Source organism: Kibdelosporangium phytohabitans (genome assembly GCF_001302585.1).
Lineage (GTDB): Bacteria > Actinomycetota > Actinomycetes > Mycobacteriales > Pseudonocardiaceae > Kibdelosporangium > Kibdelosporangium phytohabitans.
Genome location: NZ_CP012752.1, coordinates 2,701,433 through 2,721,788, shown reverse-complemented (window position 1 = coordinate 2,721,788; position 20,356 = coordinate 2,701,433). Strand labels below are relative to the sequence as shown.

Annotated in this window: 16 protein-coding genes and 3 rRNA genes; 7 read left to right on the top strand and 12 right to left on the bottom strand. The window is 64.9% G+C overall.

The annotated features are described in order from the left end of the window. Positions 1–3: 3 nt before the first annotated feature. From AOZ06_RS12490 to AOZ06_RS12480, 3 genes are read left to right on the top strand one after another with little or no spacing between them, the layout of a single operon-like run. On the top strand, positions 4–594 hold the full coding sequence (locus tag AOZ06_RS12490) for a cysteine hydrolase family protein (protein WP_054289582.1): 591 nt from the start codon (positions 4–6) through the stop codon (positions 592–594). Next, a complete protein-coding gene (locus AOZ06_RS12485) occupies positions 591–1,460 on the top strand; it encodes a carbohydrate kinase family protein (protein ID WP_054289581.1) in 870 nt (289 codons plus the stop codon). The genes AOZ06_RS12490 and AOZ06_RS12485 overlap by 4 nt, the downstream gene beginning before the upstream one ends. Continuing rightward, entirely contained in the window at positions 1,453–2,199 is a 747-nt protein-coding gene (locus AOZ06_RS12480; RefSeq protein WP_054289580.1) for a nucleoside phosphorylase, read from the top strand. Before AOZ06_RS12485 ends, AOZ06_RS12480 begins: the two co-directional genes overlap by 8 nt. Here the strand turns inward: AOZ06_RS12480 and AOZ06_RS12475 are convergent. Together AOZ06_RS12475 and AOZ06_RS12470 are read right to left on the bottom strand one after the other, a co-directional pair. After that, entirely contained in the window at positions 2,188–2,760 is a 573-nt protein-coding gene (locus tag AOZ06_RS12475; protein WP_054289579.1) for a hypothetical protein, read from the bottom strand. The two genes, AOZ06_RS12480 and AOZ06_RS12475, sit on opposite strands and share 12 nt — an antisense overlap. A 59-nt stretch (positions 2,761–2,819) precedes the next feature. Beyond that, positions 2,820–3,323 carry a DUF3145 domain-containing protein gene (locus AOZ06_RS12470; RefSeq protein ID WP_157232988.1) on the bottom strand — a complete coding sequence of 168 codons (504 nt, stop codon included), beginning with the start codon at positions 3,321–3,323 and terminating at the stop codon, positions 2,820–2,822. Positions 3,324–3,655: 332 nt separating this feature from the next. On the opposite strand from AOZ06_RS12470, the gene AOZ06_RS12465 reads away from it, so the two are divergent. The 4 genes from AOZ06_RS12465 (at position 3,656) to AOZ06_RS12450 (ending at position 7,192) form a co-directional block, all read left to right on the top strand. After that, on the top strand, positions 3,656–4,945 hold the full coding sequence (locus AOZ06_RS12465; RefSeq protein WP_063810342.1) for a hypothetical protein: 1,290 nt from the start codon (positions 3,656–3,658) through the stop codon (positions 4,943–4,945). Positions 4,946–5,178: 233 nt separating this feature from the next. Continuing rightward, entirely contained in the window at positions 5,179–5,529 is a 351-nt protein-coding gene (locus AOZ06_RS12460) for a histone-like nucleoid-structuring protein Lsr2 (protein ID WP_054289576.1), read from the top strand. A gap of 214 nt (positions 5,530–5,743) precedes the next feature. Beyond that, positions 5,744–6,583 (top strand): alpha/beta fold hydrolase, encoded by an 840-nt coding sequence (locus AOZ06_RS12455; RefSeq protein ID WP_054289575.1) that lies wholly within the window; start codon positions 5,744–5,746, stop codon positions 6,581–6,583. Positions 6,584–6,616: 33 nt separating this feature from the next. Next, a complete protein-coding gene (locus AOZ06_RS12450) occupies positions 6,617–7,192 on the top strand; it encodes an N-acetylmuramoyl-L-alanine amidase (protein ID WP_054289574.1) in 576 nt (191 codons plus the stop codon). 54 nt (positions 7,193–7,246) lie between these two features. Here AOZ06_RS12450 and rrf read toward each other — a convergent pair. From rrf to AOZ06_RS12400, 10 genes are all read right to left on the bottom strand, one after another. Further along, positions 7,247–7,363: ribosomal RNA gene (gene rrf, locus AOZ06_RS12445) — 5S ribosomal RNA — on the bottom strand. Between the two features lie 89 nt (positions 7,364–7,452). Next, positions 7,453–10,572: ribosomal RNA gene (locus tag AOZ06_RS12440) — 23S ribosomal RNA — on the bottom strand. Positions 10,573–10,898: 326 nt separating this feature from the next. After that, positions 10,899–12,417, bottom strand: a 16S ribosomal RNA gene (locus tag AOZ06_RS12435). Together the 16S, 23S and 5S rRNA genes form the textbook arrangement of a ribosomal RNA operon. 384 nt (positions 12,418–12,801) lie before the next feature. Next, entirely contained in the window at positions 12,802–14,199 is a 1,398-nt protein-coding gene (locus AOZ06_RS12430) for an NAD(P)(+) transhydrogenase (Re/Si-specific) subunit beta (protein ID WP_054289573.1), read from the bottom strand. Beyond that, a complete protein-coding gene (locus AOZ06_RS12425) occupies positions 14,196–14,483 on the bottom strand; it encodes an NAD(P) transhydrogenase subunit alpha part 2 (protein WP_054289572.1) in 288 nt (95 codons plus the stop codon). Before AOZ06_RS12425 ends, AOZ06_RS12430 begins: the two co-directional genes overlap by 4 nt. Next, positions 14,483–15,574: an NAD(P) transhydrogenase subunit alpha gene (locus tag AOZ06_RS12420; RefSeq protein ID WP_054289571.1), complete on the bottom strand. Its 1,092-nt coding sequence runs from the start codon at positions 15,572–15,574 to the stop codon at positions 14,483–14,485. Before AOZ06_RS12420 ends, AOZ06_RS12425 begins: the two co-directional genes overlap by 1 nt. Positions 15,575–15,670: 96 nt before the next feature. After that, positions 15,671–16,321, bottom strand: coding sequence for a hypothetical protein (locus AOZ06_RS12415; protein WP_054289570.1), 651 nt, complete (start codon positions 16,319–16,321; stop codon positions 15,671–15,673). 35 nt (positions 16,322–16,356) lie between these two features. Continuing rightward, on the bottom strand, positions 16,357–17,736 hold the full coding sequence (locus AOZ06_RS12410; RefSeq protein ID WP_054289569.1) for an FAD-binding oxidoreductase: 1,380 nt from the start codon (positions 17,734–17,736) through the stop codon (positions 16,357–16,359). 9 nt (positions 17,737–17,745) lie between these two features. Then, positions 17,746–19,311: an outer membrane protein assembly factor BamB family protein gene (locus tag AOZ06_RS12405; RefSeq protein WP_054289568.1), complete on the bottom strand. Its 1,566-nt coding sequence runs from the start codon at positions 19,309–19,311 to the stop codon at positions 17,746–17,748. Positions 19,312–19,418: 107 nt separating this feature from the next. Further along, positions 19,419–20,354: an ABC transporter substrate-binding protein gene (locus tag AOZ06_RS12400; protein WP_054289567.1), complete on the bottom strand. Its 936-nt coding sequence runs from the start codon at positions 20,352–20,354 to the stop codon at positions 19,419–19,421. Positions 20,355–20,356 lie beyond the last annotated feature (2 nt).

Genomic DNA, 20,356 nt, shown 5'->3' with positions numbered 1-20,356 from the left:
CCCATGGCCGACGAAGGCAAGGCTGACAACGTTGACAACGGCGTCTCGGTGGCGTTGGTGATGATCGACGTGCTGGACGCGTTCTTCGCGCCCGGCAAGCCCGCCTACTACCCGGATTCGGTGAAAGTGCTCGACCCGTGCCGCGAGCTGCTGGCCAAGGCCCGCGAGCGGCGGCGGCTGATCGTGCACGCCGTGGAACGGCACCGGCCGGGGCTCGCCGACTTCGAGCACAAGAAAATCCCGGTGCACTGCGAAATCGGTGACGACCAGTCACCGTACGTGGCCGGGTTCGAGCCGCTGGACACCCCGAACGAAGTGGAAGTGCCCAAGCGCCGCTACTCCGCGTTCTACGCGACGGATCTCGATCTGATGCTGCGCGAACAAGGCGTGAAAACGCTGGTCATCGCGGGTGTGAAGACGAATGTTTGCGTACGGGCAACTGTTCAGGACGCCTTCGCGGCGGGATATGAGATCCTTCTGGTGAAAGAGGCCACCAACTCGAACCGGCCGCACCTGGCCGAGGCGTCGCTGGAGGACATCGACCGCTACTTCGGGTCCGTGGTGACGCTCGAGCAGGCATTGGAGCGACTGTGAGCAGCAAGGTCGCTGTCGTCGGATACGCCAGCATGGACCACTCGATGGAGTGCGACGAGTTCCGTGCGGCCGCTGGGACCACCTTGATCAAACGCCGCCTGTCCGACCCGTGGCCGGGCATCGGCGGCATCGCGCACACCGCGCGTGGACTGGCCGCCGCCGGCCACGAGGTGCACGCCATCACGTGGGTCGGTGACGACGAGCCCGGCAAGGAGTACATCGACCGGCTCAACGCGTACGGCGTGAACATCTCCGGCATCTCCACCGACAGCGTGCGCACCCCGTCCTGCTACCTGTTCTACGGTCCCGACGGCGAGACCGTCGTCGTGTACGACCCAGGCGACCGCGCGGCGGGCAACCTCACCGAGCAGCAGCGCGAGATCGTCAAGGACTGCGACTGGGTGTGCCTGATGGTGGGCCCGCGCCCGGCCAACCTCGAAGTGCTCGACCTGCTCACCGACGACCAGCAGCTGGCGTGGGGGGTGAAGGGCGACCCGGACGCGTACTCCCCCGGCGTCGTGCACCGGATCCTGGCCCGCTCCAGCGTCGTCAGCTTCAGCGCCCGCGAGCGCGTGTTCCTCGACCGGATCGTCGCGCCCCGCACGCTGCTGGAGCGCACCCGGCTGAACGCGCTGCTCGCCGAGACACACGGCCCGGCCGGTGTCCGCATCTGGCGCGGCGACATCCACGACATGGTCCCGTGCACCGAGATCGACGCGGTGGACACCACCGGCGCGGGTGACATGTTCTTCGCCGGGATGGTCGCCAGCCTGCTGGAGCACCCAGACGAGACCCGTCAGGCCGCTGAACGCGGCGTCGAGGCCGCGACCGCGATGCTGCTCGAGCGGCTCCCCGTCAATGGCTGACTCGACCGAGCGCGCGTGGTTCCTGCGCTGCGCCGCGGACGAGGTCGCCGACCGTGCGGTGCTCGTCGGTGACCGTGGCCGTGTCACCAAGGCCGCGACGCTGCTCGACGACGCCCGTGTCCTCAACGAGGACAGGGGCCTGTCCGCCGTGACCGGGACGTACCAAGGCCAAACGGTGACCGTGGCCGCGTTCGGCATGGGCGCGCCCATCGCGGGGGTTGTCCTGCACGAGCTGGCGATGCTCGGTGTTCGACGGTTCCTGCGGCTCGGGACTGTGCTGGGTATCGGCGGGACCGGGCTGGGGTCGCTGGTGCTCGCCGAGGGCGCGGTCCGCAACGAGTCCACGAGTGGCACATATTTGCCACCCGGTTTCCCGGCGATCGCCGACCACGAGATGAACACGGCCCTGCGCTCGGCGCTGGCCGCCGGGTCACGCCCGTGGACCACGGGGCTGATCGCGTCCTACGACGGCTTCTACACCGAGATGTTCGCCGCCGAGCCCGCCAGAGGCGCCGAAACGCGAGCCCGGATGGAAGAACTGGGCCGCTACGGCGTCAAAGCCGTCGACATGGAAACGTCGGCGGTGCTCGTCGTGGCACGGGCGGTCGGCGCGCGGGCGGCGTCGCTGTGCCTGGCCAGCGTGGACGGCCTGAGCCAGGACAAGCTCACCGACGGGCGCACCGAAGCCGAACTGGACCTGCTGGTCACCGGGTTGACTGCGCTGGCGTCAGTTCACTGACGGCGCGGCGCCGCACTCCTCGTGCCGCGGCGACGACCCCTCAGGCCCGATGTCGATCTTCCACTTGTTGTCCTCCCTGGTCAGCGGCAGGACGATGTGCCAGCGGATGCACTCCTTCGGCAGCTCGGGCGGCGCGTCGACGATGTCCTGGGTGCTGGTGAAGCTGACCATCACCCGCAGTTTGCGGTCCGGCGCCGAGTCGATCCGGTGCACCAGGATGCTGCCGTCCCTGGTGGTCCGGTAGTCCTCCAGCCACTTCTGCTCGGGGAAGTTGACGGCCCGCTCCCGGGTGACGGTGGAACGCCACTTCTGGTAGTCCCGATGGTTGATCGAGTCGAAATGCGCCTGCAGCATGGGCCAGATCTGCCCCTGCAGCGGGTGTTCGGCGAACTCCTGGCGCGCCTTGACCTGACCTGAGCCTGGTTGCTGGTCGACCGGCACCGGGGTGCTCGGCTGCGTGGGCTCCTCCTGCACGGTCTTGTGCGTCGGCGGTTGCCGGTACAGCTCACGCACGAAGTACCCGCCGGCCGCCGCGATGACGACAACGATCAGCGCGGCCACCCATACACGTGGCCCGCGCTGCCCCCTACCTGATTGCACAGCCAGAAGAGTGCCATGGATCAGCCGACACGGTGAAGCCATGTCACTGGCGCGCCGTCACCGGCACGCCGGAAAGGCTCCAGTGCCTCGTCCCACGAGGCACCCAGCATCTCGTCGACCTTGTGCACGAACGACTCACTGCCGCGGCTGGCGGCCGCGACCGCGCGCAACTGGTCCTCGCCGACCACGATGTCGCCGTTGGCTGACGTCTTGGCGCGCCACAAACCCAGGCCTGGTGCGAAGCAGAACCGCTCGCCGTCCACCCCGGCGCTCGGCTCCTCGGTGACCTCGAACCTGATCATCGGCCACGCGCGCAGAGCCTGGACCAGCTTGGCGCCAGTGCCTGCGGAGCCGGTCCACGAACATTCGGACCGCAGCTGACCAGCGGCCGCCGGTTGGGCGGTCCACTTCAGCTCGGCCCGGACACCCAGGGTGCCCGAAATCGCCCACTCGACGTGCGGACAAACCGCAGACGGCGACGAGTGGACGTACACCACGCCACGGGTGCTGCCACTTGTGCTCACTGCTGACCTCCGCTACTCGACGAGGAAACGTCTTCCCCTACGACCTCGCTGAGCGTGTGGCCGGGCGTGTGTACAAGTCGACCCGGCGCCCATTCTGCCTCCTGCGTGTGCAATTTCGCCACAAGAACGATCAGATGACACACCAGTCACTCCGATCGGCTGACGTTCGCGGCGTGTCGCTCCGGCGTGTCGGCTCTACCGGGAGTTATTCACCAGTAGATACATCGGACGAGTGTGGTGGCGACCACTGGCCGCAGCACAGGTGCCCGAATGGCGGGCACACACGGCTACGGTGACACCCGGTACGGCACAGGGGAACAGGGGGCGTGGCCATGCGGCTCATCCGGCTGGGCGACGAGACGTCCGCGGTCGGTGCCGATGTCAGAGCGGCGCTCGCGTCGTGGGGACGGGGCGACGGCGTGGTCGGCGGCATCGCCCTCATCGGCTGCAAGCCGCCCGACTGCCCCGAGCCCGTCGACGCGATCGTCGTCCTGCCACGCGGGATCATGGTCGTCGTCGGCGTCGACCTGCCCGACCCGGCCATGCGCCTGGACGCCCCGGTCAACGGCCAGTGGAAGGTCGACGGCTGGCCGCTGGTGCGCGCCGACGGCGCGGTGAACCCGGCCGCCGAGGCCGTCCAGGCCGCGACCGCCGTGGTGGCCCGTCTGCAGGCCCAGCGGGTCGAGCCGATGCCGGTCGGCACGGTCATCGCGGTCGGGCCGTACGTGGCCAGGGTGAGCCAGCCGAGCAACGACCTGGCCCGCGGTATCCGGATCCTGCACCCCGAACCGACCACATTGCTGACCGCCGCCAGGGAATTGGCCGTCTACGAACATCGCTGCTCACCGCAACGGGCCAATGCCATTCTGGCCGCGCTGGTCCCCAATCATCCGCCGTTCACCCCGGAAGAGCTCTCCGGCGAAGGCTTCACCGAATCGGCGGGCGCCGGACTCGCCTCGGCGAGCACGTTGCTGATTCCGCGGGTGACGCTCAGCGAGCACCGGCCGGTGACGCCCGCCCGTCCCGCCGCAAAGCGACTCGGCTGGCTGCCGGTCACCGCGGTATTGCTCGTCGGGCTTCTGCTCGTCACCGGGATCGTCGTCGCCATTGCCGCGGCGAGCGACCAGCCACAGGCCACCGAAGGTCCGAAGACGTCCGTCAGCGTCGCCCAACAAGCCACCCAAGTGGTCGACGGCGTGGCTTACGCGCCTAAAGGCAAGGTCCAGGACACGGACTGTCAGTCACGCGCATTCGGTGATATGCAAGTTTGGCTGCAAGCGAACCCGTGCGCGGCGCTGACGCGTTCCCGCTATGAGAGCACGGCCGGTAATGAGCCAATCGCAGTACTGCTCGCCGATCTCACATTCCAGGACGCGGGGCGGGCCGAAGCGTTCCTGAAAGTGGCCTCGGCACCCGGTACGGGGAGCATCATCGATCCGTCCGTGCACGGTACGCCCTGGCCGGACGGCCGCAAGCCGATCTTCGACTCGGCGGCATATCAGGCAAAGCAGACCGGCGCAGGGGTCCGCATTGTTCAGGTGATCTGGTTGGACAAGGCGTCAACACCGGACGACGCCGCACTGGTGGCCGCGGCGAGGAGATCACTCAACCTTCCTGCTTAATGGTCAAATGGCCACGGTGTCAACCCGATCAGGCGACAGCTGAACGCACCACCGGCGCAATGCGTCGGAGTCAGGTGCCGCCGGAAAAGGACGCGCAGGTCACGCAAGGTCATCGGGGTAACACAGCCGAAAAGACCGAAGAAAATACCGGATAGGTTTATTTCGGTGGCATCGGCGTGGTTATCATTGACCGTAGGCTGGGGCTACACCGAAACTCACCACACGGAGGAACCGTGGCACAGAAGACAGTCGTCGAGCTGGTCGACGACCTGGATGGCGGAATAGCCAACGAGACCGTCGCGTTCACGCTCGACGGTGTCGAGTTCCAGATCGATCTCTCCGAGGAGAATGCGACCAGGCTGCGGGACTCACTGGAACCATATGTCGCGGCTGCCCGCCGAATCGGCGGTCGCAAGCAGCGGCTGGCACCGGGCGGCGACGCGGCGGGAAAGAAGTCGGCGGAAGACGCGGCGCAGAATCAGGCGATCCGCGAGTGGGCCCGCTCGCAGGGCAAGACTGTCGCCGAGCGCGGCAGGCTCCCGCACGCACTGGTCGTCGAGTTCAAGGACGCCCACGGGGGCTGAACCCGGCACTGATCTCGGCACGGCGGGGAACTCCCCGGTATGCGCTTCTCGCGTACCGGGGAGTTCTGCAGTTGAACGGTGTGTCACCGAGTTGGTTGCCTTCGGTAGCAACACGTGTCGATCATGTTGCGGCGCGTGAGAATCTTATTGACACCTGCCGCCGCTATGCCGTTGGTTAATGGGGCAGCATCAGCCCTTCACGAGAGGCAGCCGGGTGGCGGCCACACAGTTCTTGGACAGACCGGACGGTCGTCTGGCCTACGACTTACAGGGCCAGGGGCCGTTGGTGGTGTGCGCCCCCGGACTGGCCGACATGCGCTCGACATATCGTGAACTGGCCGCACTTCTCGTCGGGGCGGGTTTCACCGTCGCGACAATGGATCTGCGCGGGCTGGGCGAATCGTCGACCGCCTGGCCCTCGTACACGGAATTGGACGTCGCCACGGACATGCTGGCGTTGGTCCAGGCCCTCGACGCCGGACCGGCCATCCTGGTCGGCTGCGACTACAGCGCCTGCGCGGCGGTCGTGGCCGCGGCCAACGACCAGGACCTGGTGACCGCGCTGGTGCTGTCCGGCCAGCGGATGCGGGAGCACCCGGCGAACTTCATCGCCGCGGCGGGCCGCTGGCTGATCAGCAGGCGCGGGATCGGCCGGTTCCTGTGGAACAAGTCGTGGCCCGCCCTGTGGGGGCGGCAGAAGCCCGCTGATTTCCAGGCCCGCCGCAAGGCCATGGCGGCCAATCTGGCCGAACCTGGGCGCTATGAGGCCGTCCGGGCCATGTTGCGGCCGGGAACGCAGAACTGCGAGCTCGCGATGCCGTACGTGACGTGCCCGGCGTTGCTGGTGTGCGGGGACGCGGATCCGGCGTTCTCGAACGTCAGCCCGGAAGCCGAGGCGAGGTACGTCGCCGATCGGCTCGCCGGCCCGGCAGTCGTGCACATGGTGCGGGGCGCGGGGTATTACCCGCATGCCGAGCAGCCGGACCACGTCGCTTCGATCTTCCATGATTGGTTGGCAACCAACCATCAGTTAAAGCTCTTGGGAAACGATTGACAGACGGTGTGGGGCGGCGTAATCGTTCCACGCATGAGTATTTCCCGCCGAAACCTCATGCTGGCGGGCGCCGGGGCTCTGGCAGCCGGCGCCTCGTTGGCCACCCCTGCGTCGGCGGCCCCTGCAGTGGACTACCCCGGCGCAGAATGGATCCCCGCCACTCCGTCGAACTACACGGCGGCCAACCGGCCGTCGACGTACCAGATCAACGTCGTGGTCATCCACGTCACCCAGGAGTACTTCCACGACGCGGTCGCGATCTTCCAGAACCCGGCCAGGAAGGTCTCGTCGCACTACCTGGTCCGCTCGGGAGACGGCCACATCGCCCAGCTGGTCCGTGAGAAGGACGTGGGCTGGCACGCGGGCAACTGGAACTACAACACGCGGAGCATCGGGATCGAGCACGAAGGCTGGGTGGATCAGCCGCAGTGGTTCACCCAGCAGATGTTCGCGGCTTCAGCGGCCCTGACCCGGGCGATCTGCACCAAGTACAACATCCCGAAGGACCGCGGCCACATCATCGGCCACAACGAGGTTCCCGGCGCGACGCACACCGATCCCGGCCCGCTGTGGGACTGGACCCGGTACATGCGCCTGGTCAACAACTAGGTGTCCGAACGCCGAAAGGGCCCCGCGATTTCTCGCGGGGCCCCTCGAAAAAAATTACCGCAGTGTCCTACTCTCCCACACCGTACCCAGTGCAGTACCATCGGCGCTGAAGAGCTTAGCTTCCGGGTTCGGAATGGGACCGGGCGTTTCCTCTTCGCTAAAACCACGGTAAAACCACGAAACCACACAAACCAACCCCCACAAACCCAGGGGCCCCGGTTTGGTGTTTCAGAACCGTACAGTGGATGCGTAACATCTTTGTGAGCAAGTCCTCGGCCTATTAGTACCAGTCAACTCCACACGTTACCGTGCTTCCATCTCTGGCCTATCAACCCAGTCGTCTAGCTGGGAGCCTTAACCCACAAAGGGGTGGGAGACCTCATCTTGGAACGAGCTTCCCGCTTAGATGCCTTCAGCGGTTATCCCTTCCGAACGTAGCCAACCAGCCATGCCCTTGGCAGAACAACTGGCACACCAGAGGTTCGTCCGTCCCGGTCCTCTCGTACTAGGGACAGCCTTCCTCAAGTCTCCTACGCGCGCGGCGGATAGGGACCGAACTGTCTCACGACGTTCTAAACCCAGCTCGCGTACCGCTTTAATGGGCGAACAGCCCAACCCTTGGGACCTACTCCGGCCCCAGGATGCGACGAGCCGACATCGAGGTGCCAAACCATGCCGTCGATATGGACTCTTGGGCAAGATCAGCCTGTTATCCCCGGGGTACCTTTTATCCGTTGAGCGACCACGCTTCCACAAGCCATGGCCGGATCACTAGTTCCGACTTTCGTCCCTGCTCGACCCGTCAGTCTCACAGTCAAGCCCCCTTGTGCACTTGCACTCAACACCTGATTGCCAACCAGGCTGAGGGAACCTTTGAGCGCCTCCGTTACTCTTTGGGAGGCAACCGCCCCAGTTAAACTACCCACCAGGCACTGTCCCTGAACCAGATCATGGTCCGAGGTTAGACACCCAATTCGACCAGAGTGGTATTTCAACAATGACTCCACCCTAACTAGCGTCAGAGCTTCACAGTCTCCCACCTATCCTACACAAGCCGAACCGAGCACCAATACCAAGCTATAGTAAAGGTCCCGGGGTCTTTCCGTCCTGCCGCGCGTAACGAGCATCTTTACTCGTAGTGCAATTTCACCGGGCCTGTGGTTGAGACAGCCGAGAAGTCGTTACGCCATTCGTGCAGGTCGGAACTTACCCGACAAGGAATTTCGCTACCTTAGGATGGTTATAGTTACCACCGCCGTTTACTGGCGCTTAAATTCTGAGCTTCGCCACTCACGTGACTAACCCGTCCTCTTAACGTTCCAGCACCGGGCAGGCGTCAGTCCGTATACATCGTCTTACGACTTCGCACGGACCTGTGTTTTTAGTAAACAGTCGCTTCTCGCTGGTCTCTGCGGCCACACAACGCTCCAGGAGCAAGTCCCTTCACGCCACACGGCCCCCCTTCTCCCGAAGTTACGGGGGCATTTTGCCGAGTTCCTTAACCACAGTTCACCCGAACGCCTTAGTATTCTCTACCTGACCACCTGTGTCGGTTTAGGGTACGGGCCGCTTGAACACTCACTAGAGGCTTTTCTCGGCAGCATAGGATCATCCACTTCGCCTCAATCGGCTACGCATCACGTCTCAGGATACACCCAGTGCGGATTTACCTACACCAGACCCTACACGCTTACACCAGTTAATCCACTCACTGGCGGAACTACCTTCCTGCGTCACCCCATCGCTTGACTAATACGGAATCGGTTCCCACGCTCCACCAACGGCTAGACCCGAAGGTCGTCCCCGCAAGCTTTGGGTGGTTAGCATCAACCGCCTCATCATGGGCGCGTTCACGCGGGTACGGGAATATCAACCCGTTGTCCATCGACTACGCCTGTCGGCCTCGCCTTAGGTCCCGACTTACCCTGGGCGGATTAGCCTGGCCCAGGAACCCTTGGTCATCCGGCGGCAGAGGTTCTCACTCTGCTTTCGCTACTCATGCCTGCATTCTCACTCCCATAGCCTCCACGGCTGACTTCCGTCGCCGCTTCCATGGCTACAGGACGCTCCCCTACCCATCCGCACGACTGCATAAGACTCCGAAGAACCAAATGGATCACATGTACGAATGACACAGCTTCGGCGGTACGCTTAAGCCCCGCTACATTGTCGGCGCAGGACCACTTGACCAGTGAGCTATTACGCACTCTTTCAAGGGTGGCTGCTTCTAAGCCAACCTCCTGGTTGTCTGGGCGACCCCACATCCTTTCCCACTTAGCGCACACTTAGGGGCCTTAGCTGGTGTTCTGGGCTGTTTCCCTCTCGACTATGAAGCTTATCCCCCACAGTCTCACTGCCGCGCTCTCACTCACCGGTATTCGGAGTTTGGTTGATTTTGGTAAGCTTGTAGGCCCCCTAGACCATCCAGTGCTCTACCCCCGATGAGAAACACACGACGCTGCACCTAAATGCATTTCGGGGAGAACCAGCTATCACGGAGTTTGATTGGCCTTTCACCCCTACCCACAGCTCATCCCCCAGGTTTTCAACCCTGGTGGGTTCGGGCCTCCACACCGTCTTACCGGCGCTTCACCCTGGCCATGGGTAGATCACTCCGCTTCGGGTCTAGACCACGCGACTCAACGCCCTATTCAGACTCGCTTTCGCTACGGCTACCCCACACGGGTTAACCTCGCCACGCAGCACTAACTCGCAGGCTCATTCTTCAAAAGGCACGCCATCACCCCGTAAGGCTCTGACGGCTTGTAGGCACACGGTTTCAGGTACTCTTTCACTCCCCTCCCGGGGTACTTTTCACCTTTCCCTCACGGTACTAGTCCGCTATCGGTCATCAGGAAGTATTTAGGCTTAACGGGTGGTCCCGCCAAATTCACAGCAAATTCCACGAGCTCGCTGCTACTCGGGAACACCACCAAGGAAGATCACGCGCTTTCGCCTACGGGACTCTCACCCTCTACGGCTCGGCTTTCCAGACCGATTCGACTAGCAACATGATTTTATGACTCCCCGGTCGGTTGACAGCCCGACCCAGTGGGTCCCACGACCCCCACTACGCAACCCCTGTCAGGTATCACACGCAGCAGGTTTAGCCTCATCCGCTTTCGCTCGCCACTACTCACGGAATCACGGTTGTTTTCTCTTCCTACGGGTACTGAGATGTTTCACTTCCCCGCGTTCCCTCCACACACCCTATATATTCAGGTGCGGGTGACACCCCATAACGGGTGCCGGGTTTCCCCATTCGGAAATCCTCGGATCACAGCTCGGTTGACAGCTCCCCGAGGCATATCGCAGCCTCCCACGTCCTTCATCGGCTCCTGATGCCAAGGCATCCACCGTATGCCCTTAACAACTTGACCACAAAGATGCTCGCATCCACTGTACAGTTCTCAAACACCACACCAGAAAAGCCACTCACCACTGACAAGACCTACCGAACCAACGCTCGACGGTTTCAAGTCGGAGTAACTCCGGTCAGCACTGAAGCCTCGCACGCCAACGCGTGTTGCCTCAGGACCCAACAGTGTATCGACCCATTTGCAGCATTGACTGCGGAAGACCAGTAGTTCCACGGTTTCTTGAGCTCCACCCCGTGAACGCATGCCACGGCAGATGGTTCTCCTGCACAACCCGCTCGGCACCCTTGCGGATGCTTACTAGTGCTGTGAGGTGATGTGCTCCTTAGAAAGGAGGTGATCCAGCCGCACCTTCCGGTACGGCTACCTTGTTACGACTTCGTCCCAATCGCCAGTCCCACCTTCGACCACTCCCTCCCACAAGGGGTTAGGCCGTGGGCTTCGGGTGTTACCGACTTTCGTGACGTGACGGGCGGTGTGTACAAGGCCCGGGAACGTATTCACCGCAGCGTTGCTGATCTGCGATTACTAGCGACTCCGACTTCATGGGGTCGAGTTGCAGACCCCAATCCGAACTGAGACCAGCTTTAAGGGATTCGCTCCACCTCACGGTCTCGCAGCCCTCTGTACTGGCCATTGTAGCATGTGTGAAGCCCTGGACATAAGGGGCATGATGACTTGACGTCATCCCCACCTTCCTCCGAGTTGACCCCGGCAGTCTCCCATGAGTCCCCGGCATTACCCGCTGGCAACATGGAACGAGGGTTGCGCTCGTTGCGGGACTTAACCCAACATCTCACGACACGAGCTGACGACAGCCATGCACCACCTGCACACCAACCACAAGGGAAGCCCTATCTCTAGGGATGTCTGGCGCATGTCAAGCCCAGGTAAGGTTCTTCGCGTTGCATCGAATTAATCCACATGCTCCGCCGCTTGTGCGGGCCCCCGTCAATTCCTTTGAGTTTTAGCCTTGCGGCCGTACTCCCCAGGCGGGGCGCTTAATGCGTTAGCTACGGCACGGAACCCGTGGAAAGAGCCCCACACCTAGCGCCCAACGTTTACGGCGTGGACTACCAGGGTATCTAATCCTGTTCGCTCCCCACGCTTTCGCTCCTCAGCGTCAGTATCGGCCCAGAGACCCGCCTTCGCCACCGGTGTTCCTCCTGATATCTGCGCATTTCACCGCTACACCAGGAATTCCAGTCTCCCCTACCGAACTCAAGTCTGCCCGTATCGACCGCAAGCCCAGGGTTAAGCCCCAGGTTTTCACGACCGACGCAACAAACCGCCTACGAGCTCTTTACGCCCAATAATTCCGGACAACGCTCGCACCCTACGTATTACCGCGGCTGCTGGCACGTAGTCAGCCGGTGCTTCTTCTCCAGGTACCGTCACTCTCGCTTCGTCCCTGGCGAAAGAGGTTTACAACCCGAAGGCCGTCATCCCTCACGCGGCGTCGCTGCGTCAGGCTTTCGCCCATTGCGCAATATTCCCCACTGCTGCCTCCCGTAGGAGTCTGGGCCGTGTCTCAGTCCCAGTGTGGCCGGTCGCCCTCTCAGGCCGGCTACCCGTCGTCGCCTTGGTAGGCCATTACCCCACCAACAAGCTGATAGGCCGCGGGTTCATCCTGCACCGCCGGAACTTTCCACCCCCAACCATGCGACTGGAGGTCATATCCGGTATTAGACCCAGTTTCCCGGGCTTATCCCAGAGTGCAGGGCAGATTACCCACGTGTTACTCACCCGTTCGCCGCTCGTGTACCCCGAAAGGCCTTACCGCTCGACTTGCATGTGTTAAGCACGCCGCCAGCGTTCGTCCTGAGCCAGGATCAAACTCTCCAACAATGCTTTGTCAAAGGTTCGACGTCCTGACAAACCAGAACTCATCTGGTCCATCTGTCCATCTCAAAGGAACCTCTCGACGAGGTTCATAAAAGCTCTACTGGCTTTCAATAGATCGACACACTGTTGAGTTCTCAAACAACACACGCTCACTCATCCGGAGTGCTGTAAACACTCTATCAGAGGGCTTGCCTTGCTAAATTTTGGGGTCTGCATTCCGTTCCCCGGTTTTTCTGGGGCCCGTTCCTGCTGACATGGAATAAGTTACACGACCCGGAACAGGCCGTTTCAGGGGGGTCCCCTTAACTGCATCACCGCAGGTCAGCGGCCGTAAAACGGCCAGCGAGGCCCGCTGGGACCCCACCGGCCGTTCGCTCCGAGTTCACCTCAGAGGGCTCTGAGTTCCTCGACGACCGCCGCGACCGACTTCTTCGCGTCGCCGAAGAGCATCGAAGTGCGCGAGTCGTAGTAGAGGTCGTTGTCGACTCCGGCGAACCCCGGGCTCATCCCGCGCTTGAGCACGATGACCGACTTGCTCTCGTTCACGTTGAGAATCGGCATGCCGTAGATGGGTGAGCTCGGGTCGGTGTGCGCTGCCGGGTTGGTCACGTCGTTCGCACCGATCACCAGCGCCACGTCCGTCCTGGCGAACTCGCCGTTGATCTCCTCCATCTCCTTGAGGTGGTCGTACGGCACGTCGGCCTCGGCGAGCAACACGTTCATGTGCCCCGGCATGCGGCCGGCGACCGGGTGGATGGCGTAGTAGACCGCGACGCCCTTGCTCTCCAGTTCCTTGGCCATCTCGCGGACGGCGTGCTGGGCCTGGGCCACAGCCATGCCGTAACCGGGTACGACGACGACCTGGCGGGCGTAGCTCATCTGGATCGCCGCGTCCGAGGCACTGGTCTGCCGGACGGTCTTGTCGGTCGGCCCCGCCGGGCCAGGACCACCCGTCCCGCCAAAACCACCGGCGACGATCGCCGGGATCGACCTGTTCATGGCCTTGGCCATCAGGTTGGTCAGGATCGTGCCGGACGCGCCGACGATCATCCCGGCCACGATCAGCGCCGTGTTGTCCAGCGCGATGCCCGTCGCCGCCGCGCTCAGCCCGGTCAACGCGTTGAGCAGGGAGATCACCACGGGCATGTCCGCGCCGCCGATCGGCAGCACGACCATCAGCCCCAGCAGCGCGGACGACACGAGGATGCCGGCCATCAGCCACTCGGACGTCCCGCCCGCCACCACCACGACGCCGCAGGCGACACCGATGACCAGCAGCAGCAGGTTCAGCGGCTGCTGCAGCCTGCCGACGCTGATCGGTTTGCCCGGCAGGATCTCCTGGAGCTTGCCGAAGGCGACGTTCGATCCCCAGAACGAGATGGATCCGATCAGGGCCGCGAACAGGGTGGCGATGGAGACGTGCGCGGGTTCGTCGGCGAAGCCGTGCGACTGGCGGAACTCGACCCACGCGACCAGCGCGACCGCACCACCGCCGACGCCGTTGAACAGCGCGACCATCTGCGGCATCGCGGTCATCTTGACCTTGCGGGCCGCGGGAACCCCGATCGCCGTGCCCAGCGCGACGCCCAGCAGGATCAGCCACCAGTTGCCCATGCCCGGGGTCAGCGCGGTGGCGAGGATCGCGATCCCCATCCCGACCGCGGCCAGCAGGTTGCCGCGCACGGCGGTCCGCGGGCCGGTCAGTCCCATCAGCCCGTAGATGAACAACGCGAACGCCACGATGTACAGGCACTGGATCGTGACGGGGTCCTGGAGCCAGCTCATTTCCGCGGCTCCTTGCCCTTGAACATCCCGAGCATCCGGTCGGTCACGAGGAACCCGCCGACCACGTTGATCGTGCCGAAGGCGATGGCGACCACCAGCAGGATCTGGTCGAGCGTTCCCGTCGCGCCGAGGCCGAGCACGATCAACGCGCCGAGCAGCACGATGCCGTGGATGGCGTTCGTGCCGGACATCAGCGGGGTGTGCAGGGTGTTGGGCACCTTGGAGATCACCGCGAAGCCGACGAACCCCGCGAGCACGAGGATGGCCAGGTTCTGCACCAGCATCACGACCTCCTCGTCACGCAGGCGGACGCGACGATCTCGTCTTCGAAGTCGAGCCGCAGCCGCCCGTCGGTGATCAGAAGTTCAAGCAGGGACTGGACGTTGCGCGAGTAGAGCTCGCTCGCCGACTCGGGCATCGCGGCGGGCAGGTTCAGCGGCGCCACGATCGTCACGTCATGCCGGACGACGACCTCGCCGGGCACGCTCACCTCGCAGTTGCCGCCGGACTCCCCCGCGAGGTCGACGACCACACTGCCCGCGCGCATCGCGGTCACCGAGTCCTCGGTCACCAGGATCGGGGCCTTGCGGCCGGGCACCTGGGCGGTGGTGATCACCACGTCGTAGCCGATCACGGCCTCGTTCAGGCGTTTGAGCTGTTCGGCGCGTTCCTCGTCGGTCAACGCACGCGCGTACCCGCCTTCGCCGACGGCCTCGATGCCCAGGTCGAGCCACTTCGACCCGACCGAACGCACCTGTTCGGCGACCTCGGGGCGCACGTCGTAGCCCGTGGTCTGCGCGCCGAGCCGACGAGCCGTGGCCAGCGCCTGCAGACCGGCGACACCCGCGCCGAGGACCAGCGTCTTGGCCGGTGCGACAGTTCCCGCGGCGGTGGTGAGCATCGGGTAGAAGCGCGTGAGGTGCTGGGCGCCGAGCAAAGCGGCCAGATAACCGGCGACGCTGCTCTGCGACGACAACGCGTCCATCGACTGCGCCCGGGAGATGCGGGGGATGGCTTCCATGGCCAGTCCGTGCACGTCGCGGGTGGCCAGTGCGTCAGCGACACCGGAACCGTCGGACTGCGTGCCGAGGAAGCCGATCAGCACGCTGCCGGGTTTCAGACGGCCGATTTCCTCGTCGGTCGGGGCCGCGACCTTCACGACCACGTCGCCGGCCCACGGATCGCCGAGGGTGGCCCCGGCCTCCTCGTAGAGCCAGTCGGACATCAACGCCCCACCACCGGCGCCGGGTTCCACCACGACGGTCAACCCCGAGGCGCGTAGCCGTCCCACAACCTTGGGGACAAGCGCTACCCGTCGCTCTCCGGGGGCCGACTCGCGCGGCACTCCGACCACGATGTTCTGGGTTTCCGCCATTGGAGACCCTCCCATGGAAACAGAACGTACGTCTTCTGTTCTGCCTCCAGTTCTACCACCGTGTGGTGTGCGCCACACCCGTCGAAGGATGGCGTTTCAGTCTCGAACGAGTGTCTTGGGGTTTTCCTGGGCCTCCCGGGCGCGCGGGACTACGACTTTGGGCGGCCTCGTCACGTACGGCCGGAGCAAACGGATGACGATCAGGCCCACCGCCAGCAGCGGGACCATCGCCGCCATCGCAGCCGCGGTCGCACCGGCCCGCAGCACGTCGCGCGGCACCAGCGTGATCCGGTTGGTCATCACGGAAACCTTGCCGGGCAACGACAACAACCACAGCAGCAGGATGAACCCGGCCATCGCGATGATCGCCCGGTAGACCGCCGGGTGATAACCGATCCCCTCGGCCGCCGCCATCACGGCCAGCCAGCCGGCGAGCGCGGTGAGCTGGGCGCGTTCCGTGGTCGCCGCCCAGAGCAGCCCGGCGGCCACGGCGAAGACCGTGAACACCCACCACCGGGAATCCTCACGCGCCCACTGCCCGACCGCGTCGAGCCAGCCGACGGGGACACCCGCCCAGGCGAGCAGGGCCCTCGGCACTTCCGACGGCGCCATCGGCGGTGCGATCGCCTGGCCGACCACCCACGCCAGGGACCACACCGACACCACGCACGCCATGACCAGCTGCCAGCGCGGCCGATCCGTCACACACGCCCAGATCCGCGCCAGTTCACGCCGCAAGGTCCGCATCGCGCCAACAACTCCCTCGCCGGCACCTCTCCCACCTAAAATGATCTTTGATCGACTTCGGTACGTCCAGTCGCCGTCGAGTTGATCACTCGACCGGGGTTGAGGATCCCGCGCGGGTCCAGCGCCTGCTTGATCTGCTGGTGCGACCACAACGCGGCCTCGTCGAGCTCGCGGGCCAGCCACTCGCGCTTGAGGAACCCGACGCCGTGCTCGCCCGTGATGGTCCCGCCGAGCTCCAGGCCCAGTCGCATGACGTCGGCGAACGCCTGCTGCGCCGCCACGGCCTGGTCGTGGTCGAACAGCACGGCCGGGTGCATGTTGCCGTCGCCCGCGTGGCCGCAGGTGGCGATCAGCACGCCGTACTCGGCGGCGATCCGCTCGATGCCGTCCACCAGCGCCGCGAGGTTGCGGCGCGGGACGCACACGTCGTCCACGAGCGTGGCGGGGTACTGCTCGAACGACAGCCCGGCCAGCCTGCGGCCCTGCATCAGCAGGTCGGCCTCGGCCGGGTCGTCGGACACGATCACGTCGGTCGCCGCGCACTTGCGGGCCGAGAGCTCGAAGGCCGCGAGCTCTTCCGGCGCCCTGGTGCCCGCGTCGGACTGGGCGATCAGCACCGCGCCGACGCCGTCAGGGAAACCCAGGTCCTTGAGCCTGTTGACGGCCGCGACCGTCGCGGCATCCATCAGCTCGAGCGCGGCGGGACGGATCCCGGCGCCGAGGTGGTCGGCGACGGCACGGCAGGCGTCCGCGGTGGTGTCGAAGAACGCGATCGCCGCCAACGGCCGGGCTGTGGCCGGGCGCAACGCCACTGTCACTTCGGTGACCACTCCGAGCGTTCCTTCGGACCCGACGAACAGCCGGGTCAGGTCATAACCCGCGACGCCCTTGGCGGTCCGCCGTCCGGTACGCATCACACGCCCGTCCGCGAGCACCACCTGGAGGGCGCGGACGAAGTCGCCCGTCACGCCGTACTTCAGGCAGCACATGCCACCCGCGTTGGTCGCGACGTTCCCGCCGATCGACGAGATGTCCTTGGACCCCGGATCCGGCGGGTAGTAGAGCCCCTTCTCCGCGACCGCCGCGGCCAGCGTGGCGTTGATGACGCCAGGCTGGACCACGGCGATCTGCTCCTCGACGTCGATCTCGACGATCCGGTCGAGTTTCTCCACGTTCAGCAGGACGCAGCCGTCGAGCGCGTTCGCGCCACCGGACAACCCGGTACGCGTGCCCTGCGGGACGACCGGCACGCCGTGCTCGTGCGCCCACCGCAGCGTCTGGACCACGTCCTCCAGCGACCTCGCCCTGACCAGCGCCCGCGGTGTGCCACTGGGGCAGAAAGTGGCCCGGTCGGTCCGGTACGCGTCGAGCACGTCCGGGTCGTCCGTGGTGGCGCCGGCCGGGAGTGAGGTCACTCCCTCACGCTACTTCAAACCGAACGCCAACAGCACATTCCCGTGTTCGCTCGGGTAGAAGGGGTAATAGCCCGATTGGATGTACAGCATTCCGTTCGAGACAACGGCACCGCCGCTGCCCGAGATCGCGCTGCCGTGTCCGGTCAGGCCGTTCACGCCCTGGAAGTCACGCACGGTGTCGTACTCCCACAACACTTTGCCGTCACGTGCGGAGTACGCACGCATCTTGCCGTCGTTGCTGCCCTCCCACACGAGACCCGGTGTCGAGGTCGCCGCGGGGCCGTGCGCCGGGGTGCAGATGTCCTTGTGCTGCGCTGCTCCACCCCAGTCGCATCCGTTGGCGGGGTTGGGTGTCTTCCACAGCACCTGCCCGGTTTCCGGTTTGACGGCGAACAACGTGCCCGGTTCGGCGAAGTACGTGGCGATGTAGAGCTTGTCACCGTCGTACGAGGATCCCCACTGGATTCCGGAGATTCCGCCACTCGGAAGCGGGACGCCCAGCTGGCGGCGCCACTTCACGTCACCGGTCGTGGCGTCGAACGCGTGGTAAACACCGCTCTTCTGGCCCACGCCGACGTACGTGCGGCCCTTGACGCGGAAGATGTTCGGGGTAGCGCCGATGTCGTAGTCGAGGTTCGTGCCGTCCTTGAGCCCCGGGCAGTAGCCTTCCGGATCGGGCTGGTTGCACAGGTCACGCCAGGTGTCCGCTTTGGTCACCTGCTGCTTCCACCGCACGGCGCCACTCCGGGCGTCCAACGCCAGCAGGCTGTCGAAGTCGCCCGCGCTGCCGGTGTAGTTCTGGCCCGTTCCGACGTACAGCGTGCCGGTCCGTTCGTCGATCACGGGCGAGCTCCACACGCCCGCGCCGGATGGCTCGAACTTCTTCGCGCCGCTCGGGTACGTGCCCACCTCCTTGGGCTCGGGAACCGTGTAGTGGCGCCAGACGACCTCACCGGTGTCGGCGTCCAGCGAGTCGATGTGGCCGCGGAACGTGCAACACGGGTAGTTCTTGTCGCCGAGGTTCTCGGCGCTGGACGCGCCGACGTAGATCCGGCCGTCGTGGTACAGCGGTGAACTGGTGTGCATGCCTGTCGGGTGTGGCTCGGTGTCCTTGGCCCACACCAGTTTCCCGGTCCTCTGGTCCAGTGCGTACATGTAGCCGCCGCTGTCGCCGAAGTAGACCTTGCCGCGTGCGACCGCGGGGCCGTCGAGCACCACCCGCTGCGACGGGTCCACCGACGCCAGGTCGAAGGTCCACTTCGTCTTGCCGCTCTTGGCGTCGAGCGCGTAGAACGTGCCGTCGGGACCGCCGAAGAACGCGGTGCCGTCGACCACGGCGGGCTGGCTCTTGGCCACCACGCCCGTCTTCGGGTACGCGAAGGCCCACTTCAGCTCCAGCTTGCCGACGTTGGCCGGGGTGATGCGGAACTCAGCCGGGTTGTGCCGTGACCCGGCCTTGTCCCCCTGCCACGTCGGCCAGTCGCCGCCTCGGTGGCTGTGCGCGCTCGCGACTGTGCCTGCCAGGGTCACGCCTGTCAGCGTCAAAGCCGCGAGTCGGATCAGTGTGTTCCCCATGGGCTCACCGTGCACTACGCAGCGTGCTCGGACATCCACCCGAAGTACAGACCCCCGTTAGCCGAAAGGCTGACGCCCGGTATCGACCGATCAGTCAAAACCGCAGGTCACTTGCGCGGCAGCCCCGGCGGGTTGATCTCGGAGCGGGTGATCGCCTCGTTGGCGAGGTTCCAGCGGGCCAGCACCTCGGCGTACTCGCCGTTCTTGATCAGCTCGTTCAGCGCGTCGGCCACCGGCGTGACCAGTCCGCTGCCCTTCTTGGTCATGCCCGCGATCTGGGCGGGGATCTCGCCGCCGCCGGACACCTGACCGACGATCTTGGTCTCCCCGGAGACCTTCGCGTGGTACGCCGAACCGGGGTAGGGGCCGACGTACAGCTCGATCCGGCCCGACTTCAGCGCGAGGTAGCGGTCCGAGGCGTTGGTGTAGTACTGGAACTCGACCGGTTTGAGGCCCGCCGCCTTGTTGGCCGCGTCCCAGCGCAGCAGGATCTGTTCCTGGTTCGTACCGGAGGTGACAGCCACCCGGCGACCCGCGATGTCCTTGGGCCCCGAGACGGTGATGTTGTTGCCGGTACTGGTCTCGAAGGCGATGGTGTCCACGCGGTAGGTGGCGAAGTCGTACTTGTCCTTGCGTTCCTCGGTCACGGTGATGTTGGAGAACCCGACGTCGTACTGGCCGGATTCCACTGACAGGAACAGGTTCTCCCACGAGGTGGGTTCGAAGCGCAGCTTGAGGCCGAGCGTGTCGGCGACGAGCTGGGCGATGTCGGTCTCCACGCCGACCGGGGTCTTGTCGTCGTCCGCGCGGAACGTCAACGGAGGTGAGCCCTTGCCGTCGACACCGACGACGAGTTCGCCCCGGTCCCTGATCGCCTGCGGCACCTTCGCCGCGATCTGCTCGTTCTTGGTCGCCCTGACCCGATTCTGGTCGGGGCTGGTGTTCACACCCGCCTTGTTCTGCGCGGGTTTTCCAGCGTCGGCCGGTCCGCCACACGCGGACAACGCCACGAGTGAGGCCAACAGGAGCGCGATGCGCCGCATGA